Origin of the sequence: Gordonia sp. (in: high G+C Gram-positive bacteria), assembly GCF_012515855.1 — a bacterium.
Taxonomy (GTDB): domain Bacteria; phylum Actinomycetota; class Actinomycetes; order Mycobacteriales; family Mycobacteriaceae; genus Gordonia.
In genome coordinates, this window is record NZ_JAAYXO010000064.1 from 1 (window position 1) to 22,452 (window position 22,452).

General features: G+C 69.1%; 21 protein-coding genes, 1 tRNA gene and 1 riboswitch. Of the genes, 17 read left to right on the forward strand and 5 right to left on the reverse strand.

Annotated elements, in window-relative coordinates:
- From GX543_RS04285 to nrfD, 3 genes are all read left to right on the forward strand, one after another.
- The coding region (locus GX543_RS04285; RefSeq protein ID WP_290850036.1) for a molybdopterin dinucleotide binding domain-containing protein at positions 1-2,212 on the forward strand (2,212 nt) is incomplete at its 5' end.
- Positions 2,212-3,231, forward strand: coding sequence for a 4Fe-4S dicluster domain-containing protein (locus GX543_RS04290; RefSeq protein WP_290850038.1), 1,020 nt, complete (start codon positions 2,212-2,214; stop codon positions 3,229-3,231). The genes GX543_RS04285 and GX543_RS04290, both read left to right, overlap by 1 nt.
- Positions 3,228-4,322 carry an NrfD/PsrC family molybdoenzyme membrane anchor subunit gene (nrfD, locus tag GX543_RS04295; protein WP_290850039.1) on the forward strand — a complete coding sequence of 365 codons (1,095 nt, stop codon included), beginning with the start codon at positions 3,228-3,230 and terminating at the stop codon, positions 4,320-4,322. The genes GX543_RS04290 and nrfD overlap by 4 nt, the downstream gene beginning before the upstream one ends.
- On the opposite strand, the gene selD is transcribed toward nrfD, so the two are convergent.
- Positions 4,309-5,313, reverse strand: coding sequence for a selenide, water dikinase SelD (selD, locus tag GX543_RS04300; RefSeq protein WP_290850041.1), 1,005 nt, complete (start codon positions 5,311-5,313; stop codon positions 4,309-4,311). The genes nrfD and selD overlap by 14 nt on opposite strands.
- A gap of 32 nt (positions 5,314-5,345) precedes the next feature.
- On the opposite strand from selD, the gene GX543_RS04305 reads away from it, so the two are divergent.
- From GX543_RS04305 to selB, 3 genes are all read left to right on the forward strand, one after another.
- Positions 5,346-5,441, forward strand: a tRNA-Sec gene (locus GX543_RS04305).
- A 34-nt stretch (positions 5,442-5,475) separates the two neighbouring features.
- Positions 5,476-6,792, forward strand: coding sequence for an L-seryl-tRNA(Sec) selenium transferase (gene selA, locus GX543_RS04310; RefSeq protein ID WP_290850042.1), 1,317 nt, complete (start codon positions 5,476-5,478; stop codon positions 6,790-6,792).
- A 3-nt stretch (positions 6,793-6,795) separates the two neighbouring features.
- Positions 6,796-8,577 carry a selenocysteine-specific translation elongation factor gene (gene selB / locus GX543_RS04315; protein ID WP_290850043.1) on the forward strand — a complete coding sequence of 594 codons (1,782 nt, stop codon included), beginning with the start codon at positions 6,796-6,798 and terminating at the stop codon, positions 8,575-8,577.
- Positions 8,578-8,580: 3 nt separating this feature from the next.
- Here the strand turns inward: selB and GX543_RS04320 are convergent, their stop codons facing one another.
- Complete coding sequence (locus GX543_RS04320; protein ID WP_290850045.1) at positions 8,581-8,934, reverse strand: Fe-S protein; 354 nt, start codon at positions 8,932-8,934, stop codon at positions 8,581-8,583.
- Positions 8,935-8,974: 40 nt separating this feature from the next.
- On the opposite strand from GX543_RS04320, the gene GX543_RS04325 reads away from it, so the two are divergent.
- Positions 8,975-9,865 (forward strand): hypothetical protein, encoded by an 891-nt coding sequence (locus GX543_RS04325; protein ID WP_290850046.1) that lies wholly within the window; start codon positions 8,975-8,977, stop codon positions 9,863-9,865.
- Positions 9,866-9,873: 8 nt separating this feature from the next.
- Here the strand turns inward: GX543_RS04325 and GX543_RS04330 are convergent, their stop codons facing one another.
- Both GX543_RS04330 and GX543_RS04335 read right to left on the reverse strand, forming a co-directional pair.
- On the reverse strand, positions 9,874-10,677 hold the full coding sequence (locus GX543_RS04330; RefSeq protein WP_290850048.1) for an ABC transporter permease subunit: 804 nt from the start codon (positions 10,675-10,677) through the stop codon (positions 9,874-9,876).
- Complete coding sequence (locus GX543_RS04335) at positions 10,674-11,588, reverse strand: ATP-binding cassette domain-containing protein (protein WP_290850049.1); 915 nt, start codon at positions 11,586-11,588, stop codon at positions 10,674-10,676. Before GX543_RS04335 ends, GX543_RS04330 begins: the two co-directional genes overlap by 4 nt.
- 132 nt (positions 11,589-11,720) lie before the next feature.
- On the opposite strand from GX543_RS04335, the gene GX543_RS04340 reads away from it, so the two are divergent.
- The 7 genes from GX543_RS04340 to GX543_RS04365 all read left to right on the forward strand — a co-directional run bounded on the left by GX543_RS04340 (position 11,721) and on the right by GX543_RS04365 (position 17,219).
- Positions 11,721-12,887 (forward strand): histidine kinase, encoded by a 1,167-nt coding sequence (locus GX543_RS04340; protein WP_290850050.1) that lies wholly within the window; start codon positions 11,721-11,723, stop codon positions 12,885-12,887.
- Positions 12,884-13,537 carry a response regulator transcription factor gene (locus GX543_RS04345; RefSeq protein ID WP_290850052.1) on the forward strand — a complete coding sequence of 218 codons (654 nt, stop codon included), beginning with the start codon at positions 12,884-12,886 and terminating at the stop codon, positions 13,535-13,537. The genes GX543_RS04340 and GX543_RS04345 overlap by 4 nt, the downstream gene beginning before the upstream one ends.
- 79 nt (positions 13,538-13,616) lie before the next feature.
- Positions 13,617-14,075, forward strand: a complete 459-nt coding sequence (locus GX543_RS04350; RefSeq protein WP_290850054.1) for a peroxiredoxin — start codon at positions 13,617-13,619, stop codon at positions 14,073-14,075.
- Positions 14,076-14,109: 34 nt separating this feature from the next.
- Positions 14,110-14,883 (forward strand): enoyl-CoA hydratase, encoded by a 774-nt coding sequence (locus GX543_RS04355; protein ID WP_290850055.1) that lies wholly within the window; start codon positions 14,110-14,112, stop codon positions 14,881-14,883.
- 281 nt (positions 14,884-15,164) lie between these two features.
- A complete protein-coding gene (locus tag GX543_RS18775; protein WP_366929051.1) occupies positions 15,165-15,725 on the forward strand; it encodes a potassium transporter TrkG in 561 nt (186 codons plus the stop codon).
- Positions 15,653-16,546, forward strand: a complete 894-nt coding sequence (locus tag GX543_RS04360; RefSeq protein WP_366929052.1) for a potassium transporter TrkG — start codon at positions 15,653-15,655, stop codon at positions 16,544-16,546. The genes GX543_RS18775 and GX543_RS04360 overlap by 73 nt, the downstream gene beginning before the upstream one ends.
- Before the next feature lie 31 nt (positions 16,547-16,577).
- Positions 16,578-17,219, forward strand: a complete 642-nt coding sequence (locus GX543_RS04365; RefSeq protein ID WP_290850056.1) for a TrkA family potassium uptake protein — start codon at positions 16,578-16,580, stop codon at positions 17,217-17,219.
- A 46-nt stretch (positions 17,220-17,265) separates the two neighbouring features.
- Here GX543_RS04365 and GX543_RS04370 read toward each other — a convergent pair whose 3' ends face one another.
- Positions 17,266-17,826: a hypothetical protein gene (locus GX543_RS04370; protein WP_290850057.1), complete on the reverse strand. Its 561-nt coding sequence runs from the start codon at positions 17,824-17,826 to the stop codon at positions 17,266-17,268.
- A 108-nt stretch (positions 17,827-17,934) separates the two neighbouring features.
- Here GX543_RS04370 and GX543_RS04375 point away from each other — a divergent pair, with 108 nt between their 5' ends.
- The 3 genes from GX543_RS04375 to metE all read left to right on the forward strand — a co-directional run bounded on the left by GX543_RS04375 (position 17,935) and on the right by metE (position 22,377).
- Complete coding sequence (locus GX543_RS04375) at positions 17,935-19,044, forward strand: histidine kinase (protein ID WP_290850059.1); 1,110 nt, start codon at positions 17,935-17,937, stop codon at positions 19,042-19,044.
- On the forward strand, positions 19,041-19,685 hold the full coding sequence (locus GX543_RS04380; RefSeq protein WP_290850061.1) for a response regulator transcription factor: 645 nt from the start codon (positions 19,041-19,043) through the stop codon (positions 19,683-19,685). The genes GX543_RS04375 and GX543_RS04380 overlap by 4 nt, the downstream gene beginning before the upstream one ends.
- Positions 19,686-19,744: 59 nt before the next feature.
- Positions 19,745-19,961, forward strand: a riboswitch (cobalamin riboswitch).
- Between the two features lie 136 nt (positions 19,962-20,097).
- Positions 20,098-22,377, forward strand: coding sequence for a 5-methyltetrahydropteroyltriglutamate--homocysteine S-methyltransferase (metE, locus tag GX543_RS04385; protein WP_290850062.1), 2,280 nt, complete (start codon positions 20,098-20,100; stop codon positions 22,375-22,377).
- Positions 22,378-22,452 lie beyond the last annotated feature (75 nt).

Genomic DNA, 22,452 nt, shown 5'->3' on the forward strand with positions numbered 1-22,452 from the left:
GACCGGAACCTACGACCAGAGCACCTGGCAGTACGCCGAGGACGAGAACGGTCCGCTGCGCGACGAGACGCTGCAAGACCCGCGCACGGTGTTCCAGGTGTTGAAGCGGCACTACGCCCGCTACACCGCGGAGATGGTCTCGCAGATGTGCGGCATCGCCGAGGTCGAGTTCGAGTATCTGGCCCGCGCCCTGGCCGACAACTCCGGTCCCGAGCGGACCGGCTGCTTCGGCTACGCCACCGGGTGGACCCAGCACACGATGGGCGCACAGGTGATCCGCACCGCGAGCGTTCTGCAACTGCTGCTCGGCAACGTCGGTCGTCCCGGCGGCGGCATCATGGCGCTGCGCGGGCACGCCAGCATCCAGGGCTGCACCGACATTCCGACGCTGTTCGACCTGCTGCCCGGCTATCTGCCGATGCCGTCGGTCGGCAAGCACGAGACGTTCGCCGGCTATCTCGCCGCGGTGCGTCCGACCACCGGCAAGGGCTACTGGCAGTACGCCGAGGAGTACACGGTCAGCCTGCTCAAGGCCTGGTGGGGCGACGCCGCGACGGCCGAGAACGACTGGTGCTACGACTACCTGCCGCGACTGAACGGCCCGGCGGGCACGTACCAGACCGTCGTCGAGATGCTCGAGGGCAACGTCGACGGGTACTTCATCGTCGGTCAGAACCCGGCCGTCGGCTCGGCCAACGCGCGTCAGCAGCGGATGGCGATGTCGAAGCTCAAGTGGCTGGTGGTCCGCGACCTCAACATGATCGAATCCGCCAACTGGTGGAAGGAGGGGCCGGAGATCGCTTCGGGCGAGTTGAAGACCGAAGACATCGCGACCGAGGTCTTCTTCTTGCCCGCGGCCACGCACGTGGAGAAGGCCGGCTCGTTCACCCAGACGCAGCGCATGCTGCAGTGGCGCCATCAGGCCGTGGCGCCGCCGGGAGACGCGCAGAGCGAACTGGACTTCTACTACGACCTCGGGCGTCGCATCCGCGAACGGGTCGCCGAGTCCACCGATCCGCGAGACAAGCCGCTGCAGGACCTGACGTGGGACTACCCGCTCGACGAGCACGGCGACGTGGAACCGGAGGCGGTGCTCGCCGAGATCAACGGCCGCTACGTCGATGGGCCCGACGCCGGGCAGCCGCTCGACACGTACATGCAGCTCAAGGCTGACGGATCCACCATCGCCGGCTGCTGGATCTACACCGGCGTGTACGCCGGCGGTGTCAACAAGTCCGCGCGCCGCGTGCCGAACGGCGGCGACGGGGTCAGCCAGAGCGAGTGGGGCTGGGTGTGGCCCGCCGACCGCCGGATCCTCTACAACCGGGCCTCGGCCGCACCGGACGGCACGCCCTGGAGTGAACGCAAGAAGTATGTCTGGTGGGACGCCGACGCGGGCCGCTGGACCGGCGACGACGTGCCGGACTTCCCGATCGACTGCGCGCCGGGATCGGTGCCGGAGCCCGGCGCCGTGGGCGCCGACGCGATCGCGGGCGACGACGCCTTCATCATGAAGCCGGACGGCAAGGGCTGGCTGTTCGCGCCGACCGGTCTGGTGGACGGGCCGCTCCCGACGCACTACGAGGCGCAGGAGTCGCCGGTCCGAAACGCGCTGTACCCGGATCAGCAGCAGGCGCCGACCCGACTGACGATTCCGCGGGCCGACAACCTCGGCGCGCCCAGCGCCGGGCAGCCGGGCGCCGACGTGTACCCGTACGTGTTCACCACGTACCGGCTCACCGAGCATCACACGGCGGGCGGCATGAGTCGGTGGTCGCCGTACCTGTCGGAGTTGCAGCCGGAGATGTTCTGCGAGGTCTCGCCGGAGCTGGCAGCGGAGTGCGGCCTGGAGAACGAGGGCTGGGCGACCATCATCTCCCCGCGCGGCGCCATCGAGTCGCGTGTCCTGGTGACCGACCGGATGAAGCCGCTGGAGATCAACGGCGCGGTGGTCCACCAGGTGGGCCTGCCTTACCACTGGGGTGTGGGCAGCGACGCGGTCGTCACCGGCGACGCCGCCAACGACCTCGTCGGCGTGGCGATGGATCCCAACGTGTACATCCAGGAGTCGAAGGTCGGCTCGTGTGCGGTGGTGGCAGGCAGACGACCGCGCGGTGCCGCGCTCAACGCGCTGGTGCTCGAGTACCAACGTCGTGCCGGGGCTACGGTCGAGACAGACGTACCGAAACGCACGCCGCACGAGGAGGATTGATGGGTCAGCTGACCGGGCCGAGCGACCCGAGCGCCGACGCCCACTGGCACCCCCACGAGGATCGACGCGGGTTCTTCACCGACACCTCGATCTGCATCGGCTGCAAGGCCTGCGAGGTGGCGTGCAAGGAGTGGAATCACAACCCGCGCGACGGCGACCTCGAGTTCACCGGCATGTCGTACGACAACTCGGTCTCGCTCGGAGCCAGCACCTGGCGCCACGTCGCGTTCATCGAACAGGACGCCGACCGCATCGAGCAGGCACGCACATCAGGTGCCGAACTGGTGTCGCTGGGCATGCCGCAGATCCGCGGCGCGGAGGCCGGTGCGCCGGTCGCCGAACCCGCAGATCTCACCCCGCCCGACACCCCCGAGTTCCGCTGGCTGATGTCCTCGGACGTGTGCAAGCACTGCACCCACGCCGGGTGCCTCGACGTGTGCCCGACGGGCGCGATGATGCGCACGGAGTTCGGCACGGTGGTGGTGCAGGCCGACGTCTGCAACGGCTGCGGCACCTGTGTCGCCGGGTGCCCGTTCGGCGTCGTGGAACGCCGCAGCGACGGCACCGTGGCCCCGACCACCCGCGAGGGCGAACGCAAGGGCGAGCAGCCGGAGGTCCCGAACCGGGGGATCGCCCAGAAGTGCACCCTCTGCTACGACCGCCTGCGCGACGACCAGACGCCCGCGTGCGCCCAGACCTGTCCCACCACGTCGATCTCCTTCGGTACGCGGGAGGACATGGTGGAGAAGGCGCACGAGCGGGTGGCGCAGCTGCACGCCGAGGGCATGACCGAGGCGCGACTGTACGGCGCCAACCCCAACGACGGCGTCGGCGGCACCGGCTCGGTGTTCCTGCTGCTCGACGAACCCGAGGTCTATGGCCTGCCGCCCGATCCGCGGGTGTGCACCGCGGACCTGCCGAGCATGTATCGGCGCGCGGGTGTGGCCGTCGCAGGCATGGTGGCTGCGGCTGCCGTCTCGTTCCTCGGGTCGCGCACCGGCCGCGGAGGTCGTCGATGACGAGCTCGGACTTCGACCAGTTCCGACCGCCGCGTCCGCCCCGCAAGGGCAAGCGCAAGGGCGGTGGAAACCGTCGTGGCGGCGACGACCTCATGGTGCCGCAGGCGCAGGTGGAGCATCTCGACGAGCGGGGCTACTACGGACATCCGGTGGTCAAGGCGCCGCCCTGGGAGACCGAGGTCGCCGCGTACCTGGTCCTCGGCGGCATCGCCGGTGGATCCGGACTGCTCGCCGCGGGCGCCCAGCTGACCGGACACCAGGCCTTGCGCCGCAACGCGCGGCTGGCAGGGCTCGGCGCCGCCGGTGCCGGAGCGGTGGCGCTGATGGCCGATCTCGGCCGCCCCGAACGCTTTCTGCACATGCTGCGGACCTTCAAGGTCACCTCGCCGATGAGCGTCGGCTCCTGGATCCTCGTCAGCTTCAGCGGGACGATCGGCGTGGCCGCGGCCGGCGAAGTGGACCGCATGCTCGACGACCGGCTGCCACTGGGGCCGCTGCGTCCGATCCTGCGCGCAGTGGAGACGCCCGCCGGTTTCGGCGCGGCTGCGCTCGGAGCACCGCTGGCGGCCTACACTGCGGTGTTGCTCGGCGACACCGCGATGCCGACGTGGCATGCGATGCATCGAGATCTGCCGTTCGTCTTCGTGAGCTCCGCGAGTCTCGCGGCGGGCGGGCTGGCCCTGGTCACCACGCCCGCACGGGAGGCGGGACCGGCGCGCAACCTCGCTGTGCTCGGTGTGATCGGCGACCTCGCCGCCACCCGGCTCATGGAGTCGCGGATGGATCCGGTGGCAGCCGAGCCGCTGCATCAGGGCAAGCCGGGCGCCTACCTCCGCACAGCGGAGGCGCTCGCCGTCGCCGGGGGCGTCGGAGCCCTGGTCAGCGGTGGTCGTGAGGGCCGTGGCAAGCGCGCGCTCGCCGCGCTGTCCGGGGCGGCCCTGGTGGCGGCCTCGGCGTGCACCCGCTTCGGCGTCTTCCACGCGGGTCTGGATTCGGCGAAGGACCCGCGCTACACCATCGAACCGCAGAAGCGCAGGCTCGCAGCCCGGCGGGCCGCGGGCATCGTCGACGACTCGATCACCGGATCGTAATGCCGGGACGCTCCACGACCTCGGTGTAGCCGATCACCGGATAGCCCGGGACCTCACCGATCACCAGCAGGCCGCCGGAGGTCTGGGCGTCGGCCAGCATCAGCAAGTCGTTCTCGCCGACCCCTGAGCCGATCTGCAGGTGTGGTCGGACCCAGTCGAGGTTGCGGCGCGTCCCGCCGGGGATGAAGCCGTCGTTCAACGTCTGCCGTGCCCCGTCGATCTCGGGCACGGCGGACGCCTCGAGCACCGCGCCGATGCCCGAGGCGCGACACATCTTGTACAGGTGACCCAGCAGACCGAAGCCCGTCACATCGGTCGCGGCCCGCGCGCCCGCCGCGAGGGCGGCGTCGGCGGCGTCGCGGTTCAGCGTGGTCATCGACGCGATCGCGTGCTCGAACCGCTCACCGGTCACTTTGTGCCGATTGTTCAGCAGACCAACGCCGATCGGCTTGGTGAGGGAAATCGGCAGGCCGGCCTCCGCCGCGTCGTTGCGCAGCAGGCGATCGGGGTCGGCGATGCCGGTCACGGCCATGCCGTACTTAGGCTCCGGGTCGTCGATGGTGTGTCCGCCGATCACCGGGCAGCCGGCCTGCGTGCCGATGTCGAGGCCGCCGCGGAGCACCTCGGTCATCAACTCCATCGGCAGTTCACTGCGCGGCCAGCCGACTAGGTTGATCGCGACCACCGGGCGGCCGCCCATCGCATAGATGTCCGAGAGCGCGTTGGCCGCGGCGATGGCGCCCCAGTCGTAGGCGGAGTCGACCACCGGCGGAAAGAAGTCGGCGGTCGAGAGCACGGCCGTCCCGTCGGCGATCCGCACGGCTGCGGCGTCGTCGCCGTCGTCGAGGCCCACCAGAACATCGGGGGAGTTCTGCCCGGTCAGGCCCCGGACGGCGTCCTCGAGTTCCCCCGCGGGAATCTTGCACGAGCAGCCGCCGCCGTGTGCGTAATCGGTCAGTCGTTTGGCGGGTGTCGCGTCAACCTGTGTCACAGGCCTGAGAATAGACGGCTATCTTGGTGAGCGGAGGCGTCTGGGCACCTGGTGGGCTCCCCGGTCTTCAAAACCGGTGAGGCCGAGTACCTCGGTCTGGCGGGTTCGATTCCCGTCCGTCTCCGCCAACGTTCCGGTCGTCGAGGTCTACGAGGAGCAGCTGTGAGTCAGCCTGCGGCACAGGACGATCCGCGACGTGCCATCCCGCGGACCGACGCCCTCCTCGCGCTCGACGAGGTGGCGCAGGCTCGATCGCGGCTGGCCGAGGCCGCCGTGGTCGATGTCGTCAAAGCGGTCACCGGCCGGGCACGTCGGGGCGAACTGGCCCCCGAAGAGGTCGCCGCCGCAGTGGTTTCCGCGCTGGACTCGACACGGCCGTCGACGCAGACCCCGGTGCTGAACGCCACCGGTGTCATCGTCCACACAAATCTCGGGCGCGCCCCGCTCAGCGACGCGGCCGTTGCGGCCATCGCCGATGCGGCGGGCTACGTTGACGTCGAGCTGGACCTCGACACCGGCGTCCGGAGCAAGCGCGGCACCGGGACGCGGGCTGCGTTGCTGAGTGCGTGCCCGGCGGCTGAGGACGCCCTGGCGGTCAACAACGGCGCCGCGGCGCTGGTCCTGGCGACCACCGCCCTGGCCGCCGGTCGCGAGGTGATCGTCTCGCGCGGCGAACTCGTCGAGATCGGCGCCGGATTCCGGCTGCCCGACCTGATCGCCTCGACGGGCGCCCGACTCCGCGAGGTCGGCACCACCAACCGCACCCATCTCGCCGACTACGCCGACGCGATCGGTCCCGACACCGGCTGCCTGCTGAAGGTGCATCCCAGCAACTTCCGCGTCAGCGGGTTCACCGCCGGCGTCGACGTGCGGCACCTGGGCGAGCTCGCCCGATCCCGGAGCGTGCCGCTGGTGGTGGATCTGGGCAGTGGACTGCTGGCGCCCGACTCGACCCTGCCCGACGAGCCCGACGCCGCAACCACCCTGCGCGACGGCGCCGACCTCACCACCGCCAGCGGCGACAAACTCCTCGGCGGTCCGCAGGCGGGGATCATCCTGGGGCGCACCGAGTATGTCCAACGCCTGGCCAAGCATCCGCTGGCCCGCGCGGTCCGGATCGACAAGCTGGCGCTGGCCGCGTTGGAAGCCACGGTGGCCGGCCCGATCCCTCCGGTCGCCGCCGCCCTGCACGCCGACCCGCAGCGCCTCGAGGCTCGCGCCGAGACCCTCGCCGCCGCGGTCGGCGGCGCGGTGGTCGCCCACGACGGTCGCGTCGGCGGCGGGGGCGCGCCCGGGGTGCCGCTGCCGGGATTCGCCGTTCGCCTGCCCGAATCGGTGGCACGCCCGCTGCGACTGGGGACCCCCGCGATCCTCGCTCGCGTGCACGACGGCGCCACCCTCATCGACCTGCGCTGCATCCCCGAGAACGACGACGCCCGCGTCGCCGACGCCGTGCGCGCGGCACTGGCGGGGCAGTGACCGATGTTCGTCGTCGCCACCGCCGGACACGTCGACCACGGTAAGTCGACCCTGGTCAAAGCGCTGACCGGGATGGAGCCCGACCGCTGGGCCGACGAACGGCGGCGCGGACTCACCATCGACCTCGGTTTCGTGTGGACGGTGCTCCCGTCTGGGCGGGAGGTCGGTTTCGTCGACGTCCCCGGACACGAACGGTTCCTGCCCAACATGCTCGCCGGACTCGGCCCGGCGCCCGTGGTCTGCTTCGTGGTGGCCGCAGACGAGGGATGGCGCGAACAGTCGTCGGATCACCGAGACGCATTGGCGGCGTGGGGTGTCGACCACGGGGTGGTCGTGATCAGTCGTGCCGACCGCGCGACCGCCGACCGGATCGCGGAAGTGACTGAGCAGGTGCGCGCCGAGTTGGCGGGGACCGGACTCGCCGCTGCCCCCGTGGTCGCGGTGTCGGCAATGGAGGGGACCGGACTGGACCGGCTCCGCCAGGTGCTCGACGAGGTCCTCGCGGACTCGACAGCGGCAGACGACGGACAGGTGCGGCTGTGGGTCGACCGTTCGTTCACCATCACCGGCGCCGGGACCGTCGTCACCGGAACGCTCACCGCGGGCAGCCTGCACCCCGGTGATCGGCTGGAACTGTTCGGCCGCAACGGTCGCCGGGAGGTCACCGTGCGCGGCCTGCAGAGTCACGGTCGCAGCGCCGACCGGGCCGAGCCGGTGAGTCGCGTCGCAGTGAACCTCCGCGGCATCGCGCACGACGAGATCCATCGCGGCGACGCCCTGCTCGCCGCCGGTCCGTGGCCCACGACCGCCGTCGTGGATGTTCGCCGAGTGACCGGCGACGGCGATGTTCCGGAATGGCTCACCGTTCACGTAGGGACCGCGGCGGCGCCTGCGCGGGCACGGATGCTCGACCGTGACCATTTCCGCCTCACCCTGTCGCGGGAACTGCCGCTGCGCCGCGACGATCGCCTGGTGCTGCGCGATCCGGGCGCCGGGCGCATCGTCGGGGGCGTTGCCGTCCTCGACGTCGATCCGCCGGATCTGCGGCGCCGCGGCGACGGTGCTCGCCGGGGTCAGTCGCTGGCCGGGCTCGACGACGGCAGCGGCGGTGCGGCTGCGGAGGTCGCCCGGCGAACAGCGGTGCGCCGCGACCGACTCGCGGAATTGGGGGTCGACACCGCGACGGTGCCCGCCGATGTGGAGGTGTTCGACGAGTGGTGGCTGGCGCCGGGGGTGATGCACGGATGGCAGATGCGTCTGCGCGGTGCCGTGGTCGATCTCCACGAACGAGATCCGCTGGCGGCCGGGCTCACCGACGGCGCGGCCCGAGGGCTGCTGGAGCTGCCCGATGGGGCCCTGATGCACCGGGTGATCGACGGTGCGGGGGTCACGTCGTCGGGCGGGCTGCTGTTCCTGCCGGAGCAGCGACAGAATCTGGGGCCCGCCGAGCGCGGGGTGGTGGAATTGGAACGCCGTCTGGCCGAGCAGCCGTTCATGGCGCCCGAGGCGGACGATCTCGCGGAGTTGAAACTCGGGACGCGCGAGCTGGCCGCGGCCGAACGCGTCGGTCGACTGCTTCGGCTGGCCGACGGGGTGGTGGTGCAGCCTAAGGCTCCGGCGCGAGCGATGCGCGAGTTGGCGCGACTACCGCAGCCGTTCACCACCTCGCAGGCCCGGCAGGCGCTGGGAACGTCGCGCCGTGTGGCGATTCCGCTCCTCGAGCACCTCGACGGGAAGGGCTGGACCCGTCGGCTCGATGCCGGGCACCGCGAAGTGGTTCGGTGACTGTTACCAGAGAACGGCGACGGCTGCCGTGGCTGCCGACAGCACGCCCAGGGCGATGAACAGCCCGCGGGGGACCGGCTGGCCGGACTTGCGCTGCTTGGCGCCGCCCATGCCGAGGATCGCGCCCATGATCACCAGGAGAATCAGCTTGACGCCGATCTTCGGGTAGTTCGGCTCGTAGTCGGCGGGGAACGGCGCCGACAGAATGACACCGGTGATCAGCGAGAGCACCAGGCCGTAATCCATGGTCCGGGTGAACTGGAACCGTCGGGCGACGGCCTCGGCCGCCCAGGCACCGAAGGTGATCGCGAAACCGATGATGTGGAACAGAACTATGACGTGGCGTAGTACATCCATGACCTGCAGCCTATCCGACGTCGACCGGCATGATGGAGTCATGAGCGTGGAGCAACGGGAACTGAGTCCGCATGTCACCCGGTGGGCCGGCCCCAACGGCGGTCGGGTGCCGTTCGGCAATCCCTTGACCGTCACCGCGGGCACCACCACCGTGCTCCTCGACTCTGGGCTGCAGATCGATGCGCCGCCGGCAGACCTGCTGCTGCTCAGCCACTTCCACGAGGACCACACCGTCGACGCCGCCGCGCGGGCGACGTCGGTCGCCATTCATCAGCGGGACGCCCCGGTCCTTGCCTCGTGGGAGAGCTTTCGCGGAGCGGGTGGCCTGCCGGAAGGCGAGTGGGAGGCCGACTTTCGGCGGGAGTACGGGTGGAACCCGATGCCCGACATCGGGACCTTCGGCGACGACGCGGTGTTCGACGTCGGTGGCGGCGTTCGCGTCACCGTGGTTCCGCTGCCCGGACACACGGCCGGTCACTGCGGTTTCCTCATCGAGCCCGACGGCGTCTTCTACATCGCCGACGTCGATCTCTCGACCTTCGGCCCGATGTACAGCGACGTCGGCTCGAGCCTGGCCGACACCCGAGCGACGCTGGCCGCGGTGACCGAGGTCGGCGCTGAGGTCATCGCCTCGTATCACCACAAGGGGCCGTATTTCGAGCGCGAGGAGTTCCTCGCCGATCTCGCCAGCCATGCGGCGGCGCTCGACGCCCGCGAGGGTCGCCTCCTGGACCTCCTGGCGACCGGATCGCGGAGCGCGGAGGAACTCACCGGACGCGGGATCATCTACCGCGTCGAGACCGCGCCCTGGTATGCCGGGCCGGTGGAGTTGGCGATGCTGCGGCTGCATCTGGACGAACTGGTCGAACGCGGAGCGGCCGCCGGCCCGGAGGACGACGGCCGCTACCGGCTCGCAGGCTCTGCTGGTTGAACTCTGCGCTACTTGACTTCTGCGCGCATGATCCGCCGGATTCCGAAGACCATCGGGATGCCGATCCAGATCAGGTGCGAGACCAGGAACTGCGACCACTGCGTGCTGTCCGGCCACGTCTCGGACATCAGTGCACCGGAACTGTTCGGACTGATCCACAGTGCGATGTCGTGCTCCTTCAGGGCCGGGATCAGTTCCAGTACCAGACCGATGGCCGACGGCAGGATGAAGTACGCGACGATTGCGGCGGGCGTGTTCAGGAACAGCGCCGCGAAGCCGAAGCCCAGCAGCAGACCGGCGATCTGCAGGAGGGTGGCACCGGTCAGGAACGAGATCGGCATGGACCACGAGCCCGCGGGATCGTCGAGGATCAACCCGGCGATCACGTTGCCGACGGCACCGACGATCAGCGCCACCGCCACCGCGGCGAGCGCGGCGACCAGCGAGGTGATCAGTTTGGCGATCACCACGCGTTCGCGGCGGGGCTCCATGGTGAAGGTCGCGAGGGCGCCCCGCTGGCTCCATTCGGAGGTCACCAGCAGGATCGCCATCACCGGCAGCAGGAAGCCGGTGGGCGTGTTCATCAAGCCGAAGAAGTCGGCGAAACCGATGTTGGCGTCGCCGGAGGTCGGCGAGGACACAGAGGCGATGATCAGCATGATGACCATGACGAGAACGGCGATCAGGCCCATCGAGGCGATGAGCCAGAAGCCGGCCCGGGTGTCGACCAGCTTGCGCATCTCGACTCGCACCAGGCGACCGAGGGGGATGGGCGCGGCGGTCGTGTCGACGGCGGCGTAGGTGGCGGTCATTGGAAGGCTCCCTGGTTGACGGGCTGCTCGCGCTGGGTCTGTTCGGTGAGTTGCAGGAACATCGCCTCCAGGCCGGTGTTGTCGCCCTGGCGCAGTTCCACCAGAGCGATGCCGCTGTCGAGGGCGATCCGGCCGACGTGCTCGGGACCGGCTTCGACGTGGAAGCCGCCGTCGGCCGCCTGATGTGCGACCAGGCCCTGCGCTGCGAGGGCGTGCCCCAGCGCGGCGTCGTCGCCGGACTTGACGCGCGCGCCGGTGCCCGCCAGCAGCTCCTCCTTGGTGCCCTGCGCCACGATGCGTCCCTGGCCGATCACGATCAAGTCGTCGGCGATGATCTCGATCTCGTGGAGCAGGTGGCTGGACAGCAGAACGGTTCCGCCGCGGTCGGCGTACTCGCGCAACAGCGTGCGCATCCAGTGGATGCCCGCCGGGTCGAGGCCGTTCACCGGCTCGTCGAGCATGAGGATCTTGGGGTTGGCCAGCAGGGCGTTCGCGATGCCGAGCCGTTGGCGCATGCCCAACGAGTAGTTGCGGACCCGGCGGCTCGCTTCCTCGGGTGTGAGGCTCACCCAGTCCAGGACGTCGTCGACCCGTTTCGGATCCAGCCCCATTGTCATGGCCGAGAGTCGGAGGATCTCGGCTCCGGTGCGGCCGGCGTGCTGTGCCGAGGCGTCGAGGAGGACGCCGACTTGCGTGGCCGGGTTCGGGATCTGGCGGTACGGCACGCCGCCGATGGTCGCCGAACCGGAGGTGGGCGGGGTCAGCCCGGCGATGATGCGCATGGTGGTCGACTTGCCGGCGCCGTTCGGTCCCAGGAACCCGGTCACCCGACCGGGCTTGCAGGCGAACGAGACGTCGTTGACGGCGGTGTACTCGCCGTATCTCTTCGTGAGGTGCTCAACGGTGATCATGAGTAGCAATTCTGCTGGACATCGTGACGCCCCGCATCCGCCCGCGGGCGGATCCGGGTAGGCCGAAAGTAGGGGGTCGCACCGACTCGGGACGGAAGCCGTGGTGACAGTGGTCGGGCTACCGTGATTCCTGTGCAACCCGAGGACTATCAACCGCCGCTGACCTGGCGTAGCCATCTCTGGCGATTGGCCGTGGTGCTGCTGGTCTCCGGCGTCGTCTGGGGATCGCGCGCCGGATATCAGTGGGACCACGCGCGCTGGTGGTTCTTCGCCGACCTGGGGTTGGGGCTGGCGTCGCTGGTCGTCGTCCATTACCGCCGGCGGTTCCCGGTGGTCGTGGCAGTGGCGACGCAGCTCGTCTCGCTGGTGTCGGTGTCGGCAGCCGGGCCCGCGATGCTCTCGGTGGTCTCGTTGGCGACGCGCCGCCGGTGGCGCGAAGTGGTACCGGTCGGGCTGCTGGCGGTGGCGTGCTCACTCGGATCGGCCCTGTGGCAGCCACCCGATGAGCCGGAAGCGACACTGATGGATCTCGCCATCACCGCGGTGATGATCATGCTGTTGGTCGCGTGGGGCCTCTACATCGGATCCCGCCGCGAACTGCTCGCCTCGTGGCGTTCCCGCGCCAAAGTGGCCGAAGCCGAGCAGGAGGCACGGGTGCAGCACGCACAGATCGCCGAGCGCGGACGCATCGCCCGCGAGATGCACGACGTCCTGGCACACCGGATCTCCACCATCCACATGTACGCGGGCGCGTTGACGTTCCGCGACGACCTGCCTCCCGATCAGGTGCGCCAGGCAGTGCAGACCATCGAAGCGATGTCGGCCACCGCACTCACCGAGTTGCGCGAGCTCCTCGGCGTGCTGCGCGAGGGCCCCGGGGACGCCGAACCGGAGTCCCCGCAGGCGCGGGCGGTGGACATCGACGGGCTGGTCGAGGAGAACCGCGGGTACGGGATGAAGCTGCGGTACACGCGGGATGTCGATCTCGAGGGGATCCCCGACGTTCTCGGTCGCACGCTGTATCGCTGCGTTCAGGAGGGCCTCACCAATGCGCGCAAGCATGCGCCGGCCACCGCGGTGCAGGTGCGGATCTCCGGCGGATCCGACCAGGGCGGCGTCGATCTGGTCGTCAGCAATCCGATGGCGGTCGGCGACCGGCGGGCCGCAGCAGCGCCTGAATCGGGTTTCGGCCTGGTCGGCTTGGCCGAGAGAGTCGAGCTGAGCGGCGGACGACAGTCGACGCATTTGACGGCCGACGAACGATTCGTCCTTCGGGTGTGGCTACCGTGGCAGTCATGAGCGCCAGGTTGATGATCGTCGACGACGACCCGCTGGTCCGATCCGGGCTGCGACTACTGGTGGGCGGCGACCCGACGCTGGAGGTGGTCGCCGAAGCCGGTGACGGTCGCGAAGCGCTTCGCCTCCACGCCGCAGCACCTGTCGACCTGGTGCTGATGGACCTGCGGATGCCGGTGATGGATGGCATCGACGCCACCGACGCATTCAAGGCGCTGCCGAATCCGCCGTCGGTGATCGTGTTGACGACCTTCGACGCCGACGACTACGTGGTCCGTGCGCTGGCGGTGGGCGCCGACGGTTTCCTGCTCAAAGACACACCCCCGGCGGAAATCGTCGCGTCGGTCGGCCGCGTGCTCGGCGGCGAACCCGCACTGAGCCCGTCGGTGACGGCGGCACTGATCAAACAGGTGGTCGACGGCCATGACAACCGTCACGGTCTGGAGGCTCGGGAGGCCGTCGCTGCGCTCACCGAACGCGAACTCGAGGTCGCCGTGTGTCTGGCGCGCGGCGAGTCGAATGCCGGAATCGCTGCCGAACTGTTCATGTCGATTGCCACCGTGAAGGCGCACATCTCACGGATCTTCCACAAGCTCGACGCCACCAACCGCGTTCAGGTGGCCATCACTATGCGCGACGCCGGTCTCGTCTGACAGTCGCGCACCGCCCGTGGGGAAGTGGCGCTGGGGAAGTGGCGCTGCAGAAGTGGCGCTGGGGCGTAGGCTGCGAGGCATGAAGATCGGCGACACCGCACCGGATTTCGAGCTTCCCGACCAGACCGGCGAGACCCGACGACTGTCGGAGTTGTTGGCCGACGGGCCCGTCGCGCTGTTCTTCTACCCGGCGGCGTTCACGCCCGGGTGCACCAAGGAGGCGTGCCACTTCCGGGACCTGGCGGCCGAGTTCGCCGCCGCCGGGGTGCAGCGCGTCGGCATCAGCCGCGACGACTTCGCCAAGCAGCAGAGTTGGACGCAGAAGCACACCCTGGACTACCCGCTCCTCGCCGACGTCGACGGCACCGTCGCGGCGGCCTACGGTGTGCGCCGCGGTTCGCTGTTCGGCGCGGCGGGGATGCCGACCAAGCGGGTGACCTTCGCGATCGGCGCGGACGGTGTCGTCGCCGACGTGATCGCCTCGGAGATCAACATGAACGTCCACGCCGACCGAGTGCTCGCGGCCCTGACGAAGTAGCCCGCGAATCCTTCCGGTCGGCGACAATGGCGGCATGACCACCGCTACCGTCTCCGCATCCATTGAGAACTCGATCGGCGTTCTGACCCTCGACGACGCCGACCGCCGCAACCCGCTGTCGCTGGCGACCATGCGCGCCGCCACCGAGGCGCTGCGCCTGTTCTCCGACGACCCCGCTGTCCGGGTGATCGTGATCAAGGCCCACGGTCCCGCGTTCTCGGCGGGCCACGATCTCTCGGAGATGGTGGAGCGCACGCTCGACGACGAGCGGGAGATCTTCGCCGCCTGCACCGCGTTGATGACCGCGGTGCACGAGGTACGACAGCCGGTGATCGCGCAGGTCCAGGGTATGGCGCTGGCTGCGGGCTGTCAGTTGGTCGCGACGTGCGACCTCGCCGTCGCCGCCGACACCGCTCGTTTCTCCACTCCCGGCGTGCGGATCGGGCTGTTCTGCTCCACGCCGATGGTCGCGCTCAGTCGGGCTGTCGGACGCAAGCGGGCGATGCACATGCTCCTCACCGGCGACATGATCGACGCGCCGACCGCCGCCGACTGGGGCCTGATCAACTCGGCGGTTCCCGCCGACCGCCTCGACGCGACGGTCGCCGAACTCGCCGGTCGGATCGGCCAGTTCAGCGGCGACACCCTCGCCATCGGCAAGCGCGCGTTCTACGACCAGATCGACCGCACCGAACCCGGGGCGTATGCGGCGATGACCGAGGTGATGGCCGAGAACGCGATGACCTGCGACGCCCAGGAGGGGATGTCGGCCTTCCTCGCCAAGCGAGACCCGGTCTGGCAGTCGTAAGCACCTCCACTTTCGTCCGTCGGCCGCCGCGTTGCCCGTGGTCGAGTGAGTGGCGAAGGCGCGCATCGAGACTGCCGCGTTGCCCGTTGGTCGAGTGAGTGGCGAAGGAGCGCATCGAGACTGCTGTGTTGCCCGTTGGTCGAGTGAGCGACGAAGGAGCGCATCGAGACCGCCGCGGGCTGGGATGGGGAACCGGGGCATGCGGGCGTAATCTCTGACGCCTGAGGAGACTGCGTCGGCGGTCCCCTGCGGATCCCACTGCCCGCGAGGAGAAAGAATTGATGCCCCAGGCGTTGTCGATGCGAATTCCGTTGCTGCGCCCGGCGCGCCTGATGGCAGTGGGTTTCGTGGCCGTGATCGTTGTCAGCACCGGACTGCTGATGCTACCGGTGTCGTCCGCCGACGGATCGGCGACAGGCGTGATCACTGCGTTGTTCACGGCCACCTCGGCGACGTGCGTGACCGGACTCGCGGTCGTCGACACCGCTGAACACTGGTCGCGGTTCGGCGAGATCGTCATCCTCGCGCTCATCCAGATCGGCGGCCTCGGCGTGATGACCCTGGCGACGATGCTGGGCATCGTCGTCGCCCGCCGCGTCGGCATGCGGATGCAGCTCGCGGTGCAGGCGGAGACCAAGTCGATCCAGTTCAGTGATGGCCGCGGCCTGGTGCTCCGCATCATGGGTACCAGCCTCGCGATCGAGGCGATCGTCGCTGCGTGCTCGCCCTCCGATTCTGGACGTCGTACGACGAATCCGGGCCGCGGGCGATCTATCTCGGTGTCTTTCACGCCGTCTCGGCGTTCAACAACGCGGGCTTCGCCCTGTACTCCGACAACCTGATGTCCTTCGTGGGCGACCCGTGGATCATCGTGCCGATCAGCGCTGCCCTGGTGACCGGCAGTCTTGGATTTCCGGTGCTGTTCGAACTGGCACGCGCCTGGCGACAGACGATGGCCACAGCCGCGGCACGTGCCCGCCCGAGGTGGCGGTTCTCACTGCACCTGCGAATCACCCTCATCACGTATGCGGCGCTGGCAGTCGTCGGTGTGGTCGCGCTGACCGTCTCGGAGTGGACCAATCCCGGGACGCTCGGCCCGCTCTCGGTGCACGACAAGCTGCTCGGCGGGCTCTTCGCCGGTCTGTCACCGCGCACCGCGGGGTTCAACAGCATCGACATCGGACAGATGTCCGAGGGATCGCTGCTCATCACCGATGTACTGATGTTCATCGGCGGCGGCAGCGCGGGCACCGCCGGCGGTATCAAAGTGGCCACCTTCGCCGTCCTGGGTTACGTGATCCTGAGCGAGATCCGCGGCGAGCCCAGCGTGCACGCGATGGGCCGCCGCCTCGGCCAGGACGTGCAGCGGCAGGCCATCACCGTCGTGCTACTCGCGGTGGGCGCCGTCATGGCGGCGACGTTCGCCCTGCTCTTTCTGACCGACTTCAATCTCGACCAGGTCCTGTTCGAATCGGTGTCGGCGTTCGCGACCGTCGGCTTGTCGACGGGGATCACCGCGGATATCCCCGATGCGGGACAGCTCATCTTGATCGTCCTGATGCTGCTCGGCCGACTCGGACCGATCACCCTTGCCTCGGCGCTGGCAGTCCGCGACCGCGCCCGACGATTCGAACTACCGGAGGAGCGACCCATTGTCGGCTAAACGACGCAAATCCCAATCGCACGACACGAGCGTGGCAGTGATCGGTCTCGGTCGGTTCGGCGCCTCCCTGGACGCCGAATTGATGAGCGAGAGCGTCGATGTGCTCGGACTCGATCGGAACCCCGACATCGTGCAGCGCTACGCTGACGACTTCACCAATATCGCGGTCGTCGACTCCACGGATCCGGTTGCTCTGAAGCAACTCGGCCTGGACGCCTTCGATCACGTCGTGGTCGGCATCGGTTCCGATCTGGAGTCGAGTGTGTTGACCACGTCGGTGCTCGTCGAGCTCGGGATTCGGAACGTGTGGGTCAAGGCGACGTCACGACAGCACGGCCGCATCCTCGAGCGGGTCGGCGCGCACCACGTCGTCCTGCCCGAGCACGACATGGGTGAGCGGGTCGCTCATCTGGTGCTTGGCACCCGGATGCTCGACTACGTCGAGTTCGACCACAGCTTCGCGATGGCGAAGGCACCGACACCGGGCGAACTGGTCGGCATCGATCTCAAGTCGAGCCGGGTCCGCAGCCGATACGACGTCACGATCGTCGCGGTGCAACACGTCGGCGGGTCGTTCGACTTCGCCGACCTCGACACTGTTCTCGCGGAGGGCGACGTGCTGATCGTCGCCGGTCGGACTCGTGCGGTCGAGCGGTTCGCCGCGCAGCAGTGACCGTCCCGCGGTTCACCGCAACCCGGGGCATCACCCGCGTCCGAGTTCACGCATCGGCGGCGCTCCGAGACGAGCCCGCGTACCAGACCGGGCCGGTCAGCAGCCAGAGCGCGGTGATGATCCCGAGCGTCTGGAAGCCGGCGAAGAGTTCGGTTCGCTGCGCGACGTCGGCCACGCCGTAGCCCAGGGCCAGGGTCACCGAGGCGGCGATGGCCGCGGCGGCCAACCAGCGCGCGAAGTCTGCGAACTCGTGTCGCATGCGGATCGGGCCGCGTTTCGGGATCGGTTTCGGTGGGGGTCCGTCGGCGAACCAGTGGGCGAACCGGACATCGGTCCACGCGATCAGGCGGCGCCCGAAGGCGACGGTGACCCCGAGATAGATCGGGGCGAGCCGATGGGCGAACCCGATGTCGCCGCCGCGGTACAGATCGAGTGCCACCGCCACCAGCAACGCCAGGTCGAGGAGCGGCACGGCAGCCAGCACGATGGTCGAGACGCGGTCGGCGTGGAGCAGATAGCGCAGTGTCAGCCCGCCGAGAACGAGGATCCAGAAACCGATCTCGCAGCCGAGAATGGTGAAGAGTACGGGGTCGCTGAGGTGGTCCATGGTTTCAGGTTCTCGCCTGAGATGGGCACGCACATCCGCCGACCGGTCGGAAGAAGTCACCTTTTCGGCGGATCCGGGCCGGGGCACGGTGTGCTGTAGTGGGATCCGATGACCTCGATACCCAAGCTCTCAGCCACCGCGGTGTCGTCGGTGGGCACGCTCATCGTCGGCGTGCTGCTGTGGGTCAGCGGTGCGTTCACACTGCTGCCTGACTGGGGCGGCCATACCGCGGCGGTAATGGTGCTGATCCTGCTCGGCGCGTTGGCGCTGCAGCTCGTCGCTCCGCGTAGGCCGCTGCTCGCGCTGACGGTGATGCTCGTCGCGCTCGCCCTGGACTTTCCGTCGGGAATCTCGCTACCACTGTGGATCTCGTTCACCGACGTGCTGTTCGTGGTGATGACGATAGGGTCGTCGCGCCTGCGTCGTGCGGTCGGAACCGGGTGCTTCGCGGTGACCTTCGGCGGCGCTGTGGTGGTCGCGATCGTGGTGGATCCGCGTGCCGGTGTCCTCGCGGGACTGTTGGGGGTGGCCTTCCTGATCTCACCGCTCGGGTACGCCCAGTCGGTGCACGCGACGCTGCGGGCGACCAGGGCGGAGCAGAGTGCGGCCCAAGCCGAGCACGCCGCGGCGCTGGCGCAGGAACGTCGTCGGGTATCGCGGGAACTTCACGACACCGTCGCCGGTCATGTCTCGGCGATCGCGATTCTGGCCGAGGCGGCGCGCGAGGTCCCGGATCCGACCCCGATCGTCGCCTCGATGCGCGCCAACAGTCTGGCGGCACTCGTCGAACTGCGTGCGATGATCGATGTCCTCGCCGGCGACGGAGACGAGGCGGTGACCGTCCGATGGAGTTCACTGGCTCCGCTGGTGGAAGCGGCGCGGTCGGTCGGGTGCGCGGTGTCGATCACCGGACGGCCGGACCCGTTGACGACGGTGGCCGAGACGGTGCTGACGCGTATCGCGGGAGAGGCGCTGACGAATGCCACCCGGCACGCTGCCGGGCAGCCGGTGTCGGTGACTCTGACGACGGACGGTGTCGTCGCCGACCTGACCGTCGTCAACGGACTCATCGACGTCGGCGCGACGGACGTCGTCATCGACGGAAAGGGAGTGCGCAACATGAGGATCCGTGCGGAGAGCGTCGGTGGTACCGCCTCGGCGGGTCGGGTCGACGACACCTGGGTGGTTGTCGCACAGGTTCCTGCGGTGCCGTCGTGAGTCGGATTCGCGTGGTCCTGGCCGACGATCACGCCGCGGTTCGGGAAGGGCTGCGCCTGGTTCTGGAAGCATCGGGTGCGATCAGCGTGGTCGGCGAAGCGGGCGACGGCGCCGAAGCCGTGCGCGCGGCGAAGCGGTTGCGGCCCGACGTGGTGGTCATGGATGTGCGGATGCCGCAGCTCGACGGTATCGCCGCGACGGTCGAGGTGCTGGCCGACACCGACGCGAAGGTGCTGGTGCTGACCACCTTCGACCTCGACGATTACGTACTCGGCGCATTGTCGGCGGGCGCGAGCGGATTTCTGCTCAAGTCGGCCTCGGGTACGGAGTTGGTGGCCGGGGTTCGTCGCGTCGCAGAGGGAGACGCCGTGCTCGACCCCGCGGTGACGCGGGTGGTGGTCGACACGATTCGGGCACGCCCTGCCACCGCTCGGCCGGACCTCGACGATCTCACCGATCGGGAACGGGAGGTCCTGGGCGGGCTGGGCGCCGGATGGTCCAACGCGCAGATCGCGAAGCGCCTGCAGATCGGTGAGGCGACGGTGAAGACCCACGTCTCGAGGGTGCTGATGAAGCTCGGCGTGCAGTCGCGCGTCCAAGCCGCGGTGCTCGCGGCGCGGGCCGAGGTACCGATGCCGTGATCGAGCAAGAATAAAACCCACGCCACGTCAGCGAGTACGTCGTCGGCGGGGCCGTCGCTAGACTGGGCCTCGCAACAGGTTCGCGTGCCCGAATGCCGGAGCACGCGTCGAAAGAGGGAATCCGGTGAGAATCCGGAGCTGACCCGCAGCGGTATGTTGGAACGACCGCCGTCACATGCACTGGGCCGCCATCGGCGGCCTGGGAAGCGACGGCCAGTAGGAGCGCGCAGCGCACGCCGATGAGCCCGAAGACCTGCCTGGTGTACCGGGTGCGCCGCGCCCGGTGGTTGTCCGCCTCGTGGATCAGGGCGATGCCATTCGAGGTCGATTCGTGCACGCCGCGACTCGACCCGCTGTGTGCATGACCCTGGACAGGCGACGACCGTCGACACTGTTTGCAGGAGAGAAGTACATGTCCGTCGATTCGACGACACCGATCGCCCCGCTGTTCACCGCGACCGTCCCGGGCATTGCCCGTATCGGTGCGAACCGGGAGCTCAAACGAGCAGTCGAGGCCTACTGGTCCGGCCGTTCCGACCGTGCGGCGCTGGAAGCCGTCGCCGTCCAACTCCGTGCGACGGGCCGTCGCACGCTGACGGAGGCAGGCATCGACGCCGTGCCCGTCAACACGTTTTCGTACTACGACCAGGTCCTGGACACCGCGGTGATGCTCGGCGCGCTCCCGCCGCGAGTAGCTGCGATCGCCGACCCGCTGGACCGGTACTTCGCCGCCGCCCGCGGCGCCGATGGTGTCGCGCCGCTTGAGATGACGAAGTGGTTCGACACCAACTATCACTACATCGTTCCGGAGATCGGACCCGACACGACCTTCGCGCTCGATGCCACCAAGGTGCTCGCGGAACTCGCCGAGGCCGCCGCCGACGGAGTCGACGGTCGACCGGTGATCGTGGGGCCCATCACCTTCTTGGCCTTGTCGAAGGCCGTCGACGGCGCCGCCGCTCCGCTGGAGCGCATCGACGAGGTGGTCACGCTGTACGCCGACCTCCTCGGGCGTCTCGCGCGAGCCGGTGCGGCGTGGGTTCAGATCGACGAACCGATCCTGGTCACCGACACCGTCGACGAACTGCCCGGGCTTGCGGCGCGGGTGTACCGGACGCTGTCAGCGATCGGTGAACGTCCGCAGATCCTCGTCCAGACCTACTTCGGCGATGCGGGCGACTGCCTGCCTGCGCTCGCGGGGACCGGCGTGGAAGCCCTCGGCATCGATCTCGTCGCCGGCGGCCTCACCGGCGTCGAAGCAGCCGACCTGTCAGGGAAGGTGGTTGTCGCCGGCATCGTCGACGGCCGCAATGTGTGGCGTACCGACCTCGACCGGGCGCTGACTGCCCTCGAAGAGCTCCGCGGCCGCGTCGGGACGCTCGTCGTGTCGACCTCGTGCTCCACCCTCCACGTTCCCTACACGCTGGACGGCGAAGACGGACTCGACGACGCGCTGCGCGGTTGGCTCGCGTTCGCGGCGCAGAAGCACGCGGAGGTCGTGGCGTTGGCGCGTGCCTACGCCAACGGGCGAGCCGACCAGGCGGAAACTTTCGATACGGCGGCCGCTGCGCTGGCTACCCGGGTCACCGACCCGCGCCTGCACGTCGAGGCTGTCAGTGAACGGGTGGCAGGCCTGACCGAGGCAGACTGGACGCGTACCGACTCCGCTGTGCGTCGGGACGTGCAGCGGGCAGCGTTGAACCTGCCCTCGCTCGCCACGACCACCATCGGCTCGTACCCCCAGACCACCGATATCCGCAAGGCTCGCCAGGCACTGCGGACCGGGGCGATCGACGACGCCGAGTACGTCCGCCGCATGCAGGCCGAGATCGCCGACGTGATCGCCCTGCAGGAGGAGGTGGGTCTGGATGTGCTGGTCCACGGCGAGCCCGAACGCAACGACATGGTGCAGTACTTCGCCGAACAGCTCGACGGCTTCTTCGCCACGGTGAACGGATGGGTTCAGTCGTACGGATCGCGGTGTGTGCGCCCGCCGATCCTGTTCGGAGACGTGGTGCGCCGCGTCCCGATGACCGTCGACTGGATCGCCTACGCGCAGGCGCTGACCGGCAAGCCGGTCAAGGGCATGCTGACCGGCCCGGTGACGATCCTGGCGTGGTCGTTCGTTCGCGACGACCAGCCGCTCGCCGACACCGCCAACCAGATCGCGCTGGCCATTCGCGACGAGACCGTCGACCTTGAGCAGTCGGGTGCGGCGATCATCCAGGTCGACGAACCCGCACTGCGAGAACTGCTGCCGCTCCGCGCTGCCGACCGTGAGTCGTACCTGGAGTGGGCGGTCACTGCATTCCGTCTGTCGACGTCGGGCGTTGTGGACGCGACCCAGATCCACACGCACCTGTGCTACTCGGAGTTCGGTGAGGTGATCGGAGCGATCGCGGAGCTGGACGCGGATGTGACCTCGATCGAAGCCGCCCGTTCGCATATGGAAGTGCTGGCCGACCTCAACGGAATCGGCTTCGCCAACGAGGTGGGCCCGGGGGTGTACGACATCCATTCGCCGCGCGTTCCGGACACCGACGAGGTCACCGCTTCGCTGCGGGAGGCCCTCGCCGCGATCCCTGCCGACCGGCTGTGGGTCAACCCCGACTGCGGTCTCAAGACTCGAACGACCGAGGAAGTCACGCAGGCGCTGAAGAACCTGGTGGCCGCCGCGCACGCCGTCCGCTGACCTCGATTCTGCGATGACACCGATTCTGGAATAGCGAATGCCTCCCCACGCAGTGGGGAGGCATTCGCCGTCTCG

What these genes read in the sequence shown, in the direction of transcription:
- GX543_RS04350 (WP_290850054.1), top strand. Translation starts at nt 13,617, where the DNA reads ATGAAGATCGGCGACACCGCACCGGATTTCGAGCTTCCCGACCAGACC.
- GX543_RS04345 (WP_290850052.1), top strand. Translation starts at nt 12,884, where the DNA reads ATGAGCGCCAGGTTGATGATCGTCGACGACGACCCGCTGGTCCGATCC.
- GX543_RS04325 (WP_290850046.1), top strand. Translation starts at nt 8,975, where the DNA reads ATGAGCGTGGAGCAACGGGAACTGAGTCCGCATGTCACCCGGTGGGCC.
- GX543_RS04370 (WP_290850057.1), bottom strand. Translation starts at nt 17,826, where the DNA reads ATGGACCACCTCAGCGACCCCGTACTCTTCACCATTCTCGGCTGCGAG.
- nrfD (WP_290850039.1), top strand. Translation starts at nt 3,228, where the DNA reads ATGACGAGCTCGGACTTCGACCAGTTCCGACCGCCGCGTCCGCCCCGC.
- GX543_RS04320 (WP_290850045.1), bottom strand. Translation starts at nt 8,934, where the DNA reads ATGGATGTACTACGCCACGTCATAGTTCTGTTCCACATCATCGGTTTC.
- GX543_RS04330 (WP_290850048.1), bottom strand. Translation starts at nt 10,677, where the DNA reads ATGACCGCCACCTACGCCGCCGTCGACACGACCGCCGCGCCCATCCCC.
- selB (WP_290850043.1), top strand. Translation starts at nt 6,796, where the DNA reads ATGTTCGTCGTCGCCACCGCCGGACACGTCGACCACGGTAAGTCGACC.
- GX543_RS04355 (WP_290850055.1), top strand. Translation starts at nt 14,110, where the DNA reads ATGACCACCGCTACCGTCTCCGCATCCATTGAGAACTCGATCGGCGTT.
- GX543_RS18775 (WP_366929051.1), top strand. Translation starts at nt 15,165, where the DNA reads ATGCCCCAGGCGTTGTCGATGCGAATTCCGTTGCTGCGCCCGGCGCGC.
- GX543_RS04335 (WP_290850049.1), bottom strand. Translation starts at nt 11,588, where the DNA reads ATGATCACCGTTGAGCACCTCACGAAGAGATACGGCGAGTACACCGCC.
- metE (WP_290850062.1), top strand. Translation starts at nt 20,098, where the DNA reads ATGTCCGTCGATTCGACGACACCGATCGCCCCGCTGTTCACCGCGACC.
- GX543_RS04375 (WP_290850059.1), top strand. Translation starts at nt 17,935, where the DNA reads ATGACCTCGATACCCAAGCTCTCAGCCACCGCGGTGTCGTCGGTGGGC.
- GX543_RS04290 (WP_290850038.1), top strand. Translation starts at nt 2,212, where the DNA reads ATGGGTCAGCTGACCGGGCCGAGCGACCCGAGCGCCGACGCCCACTGG.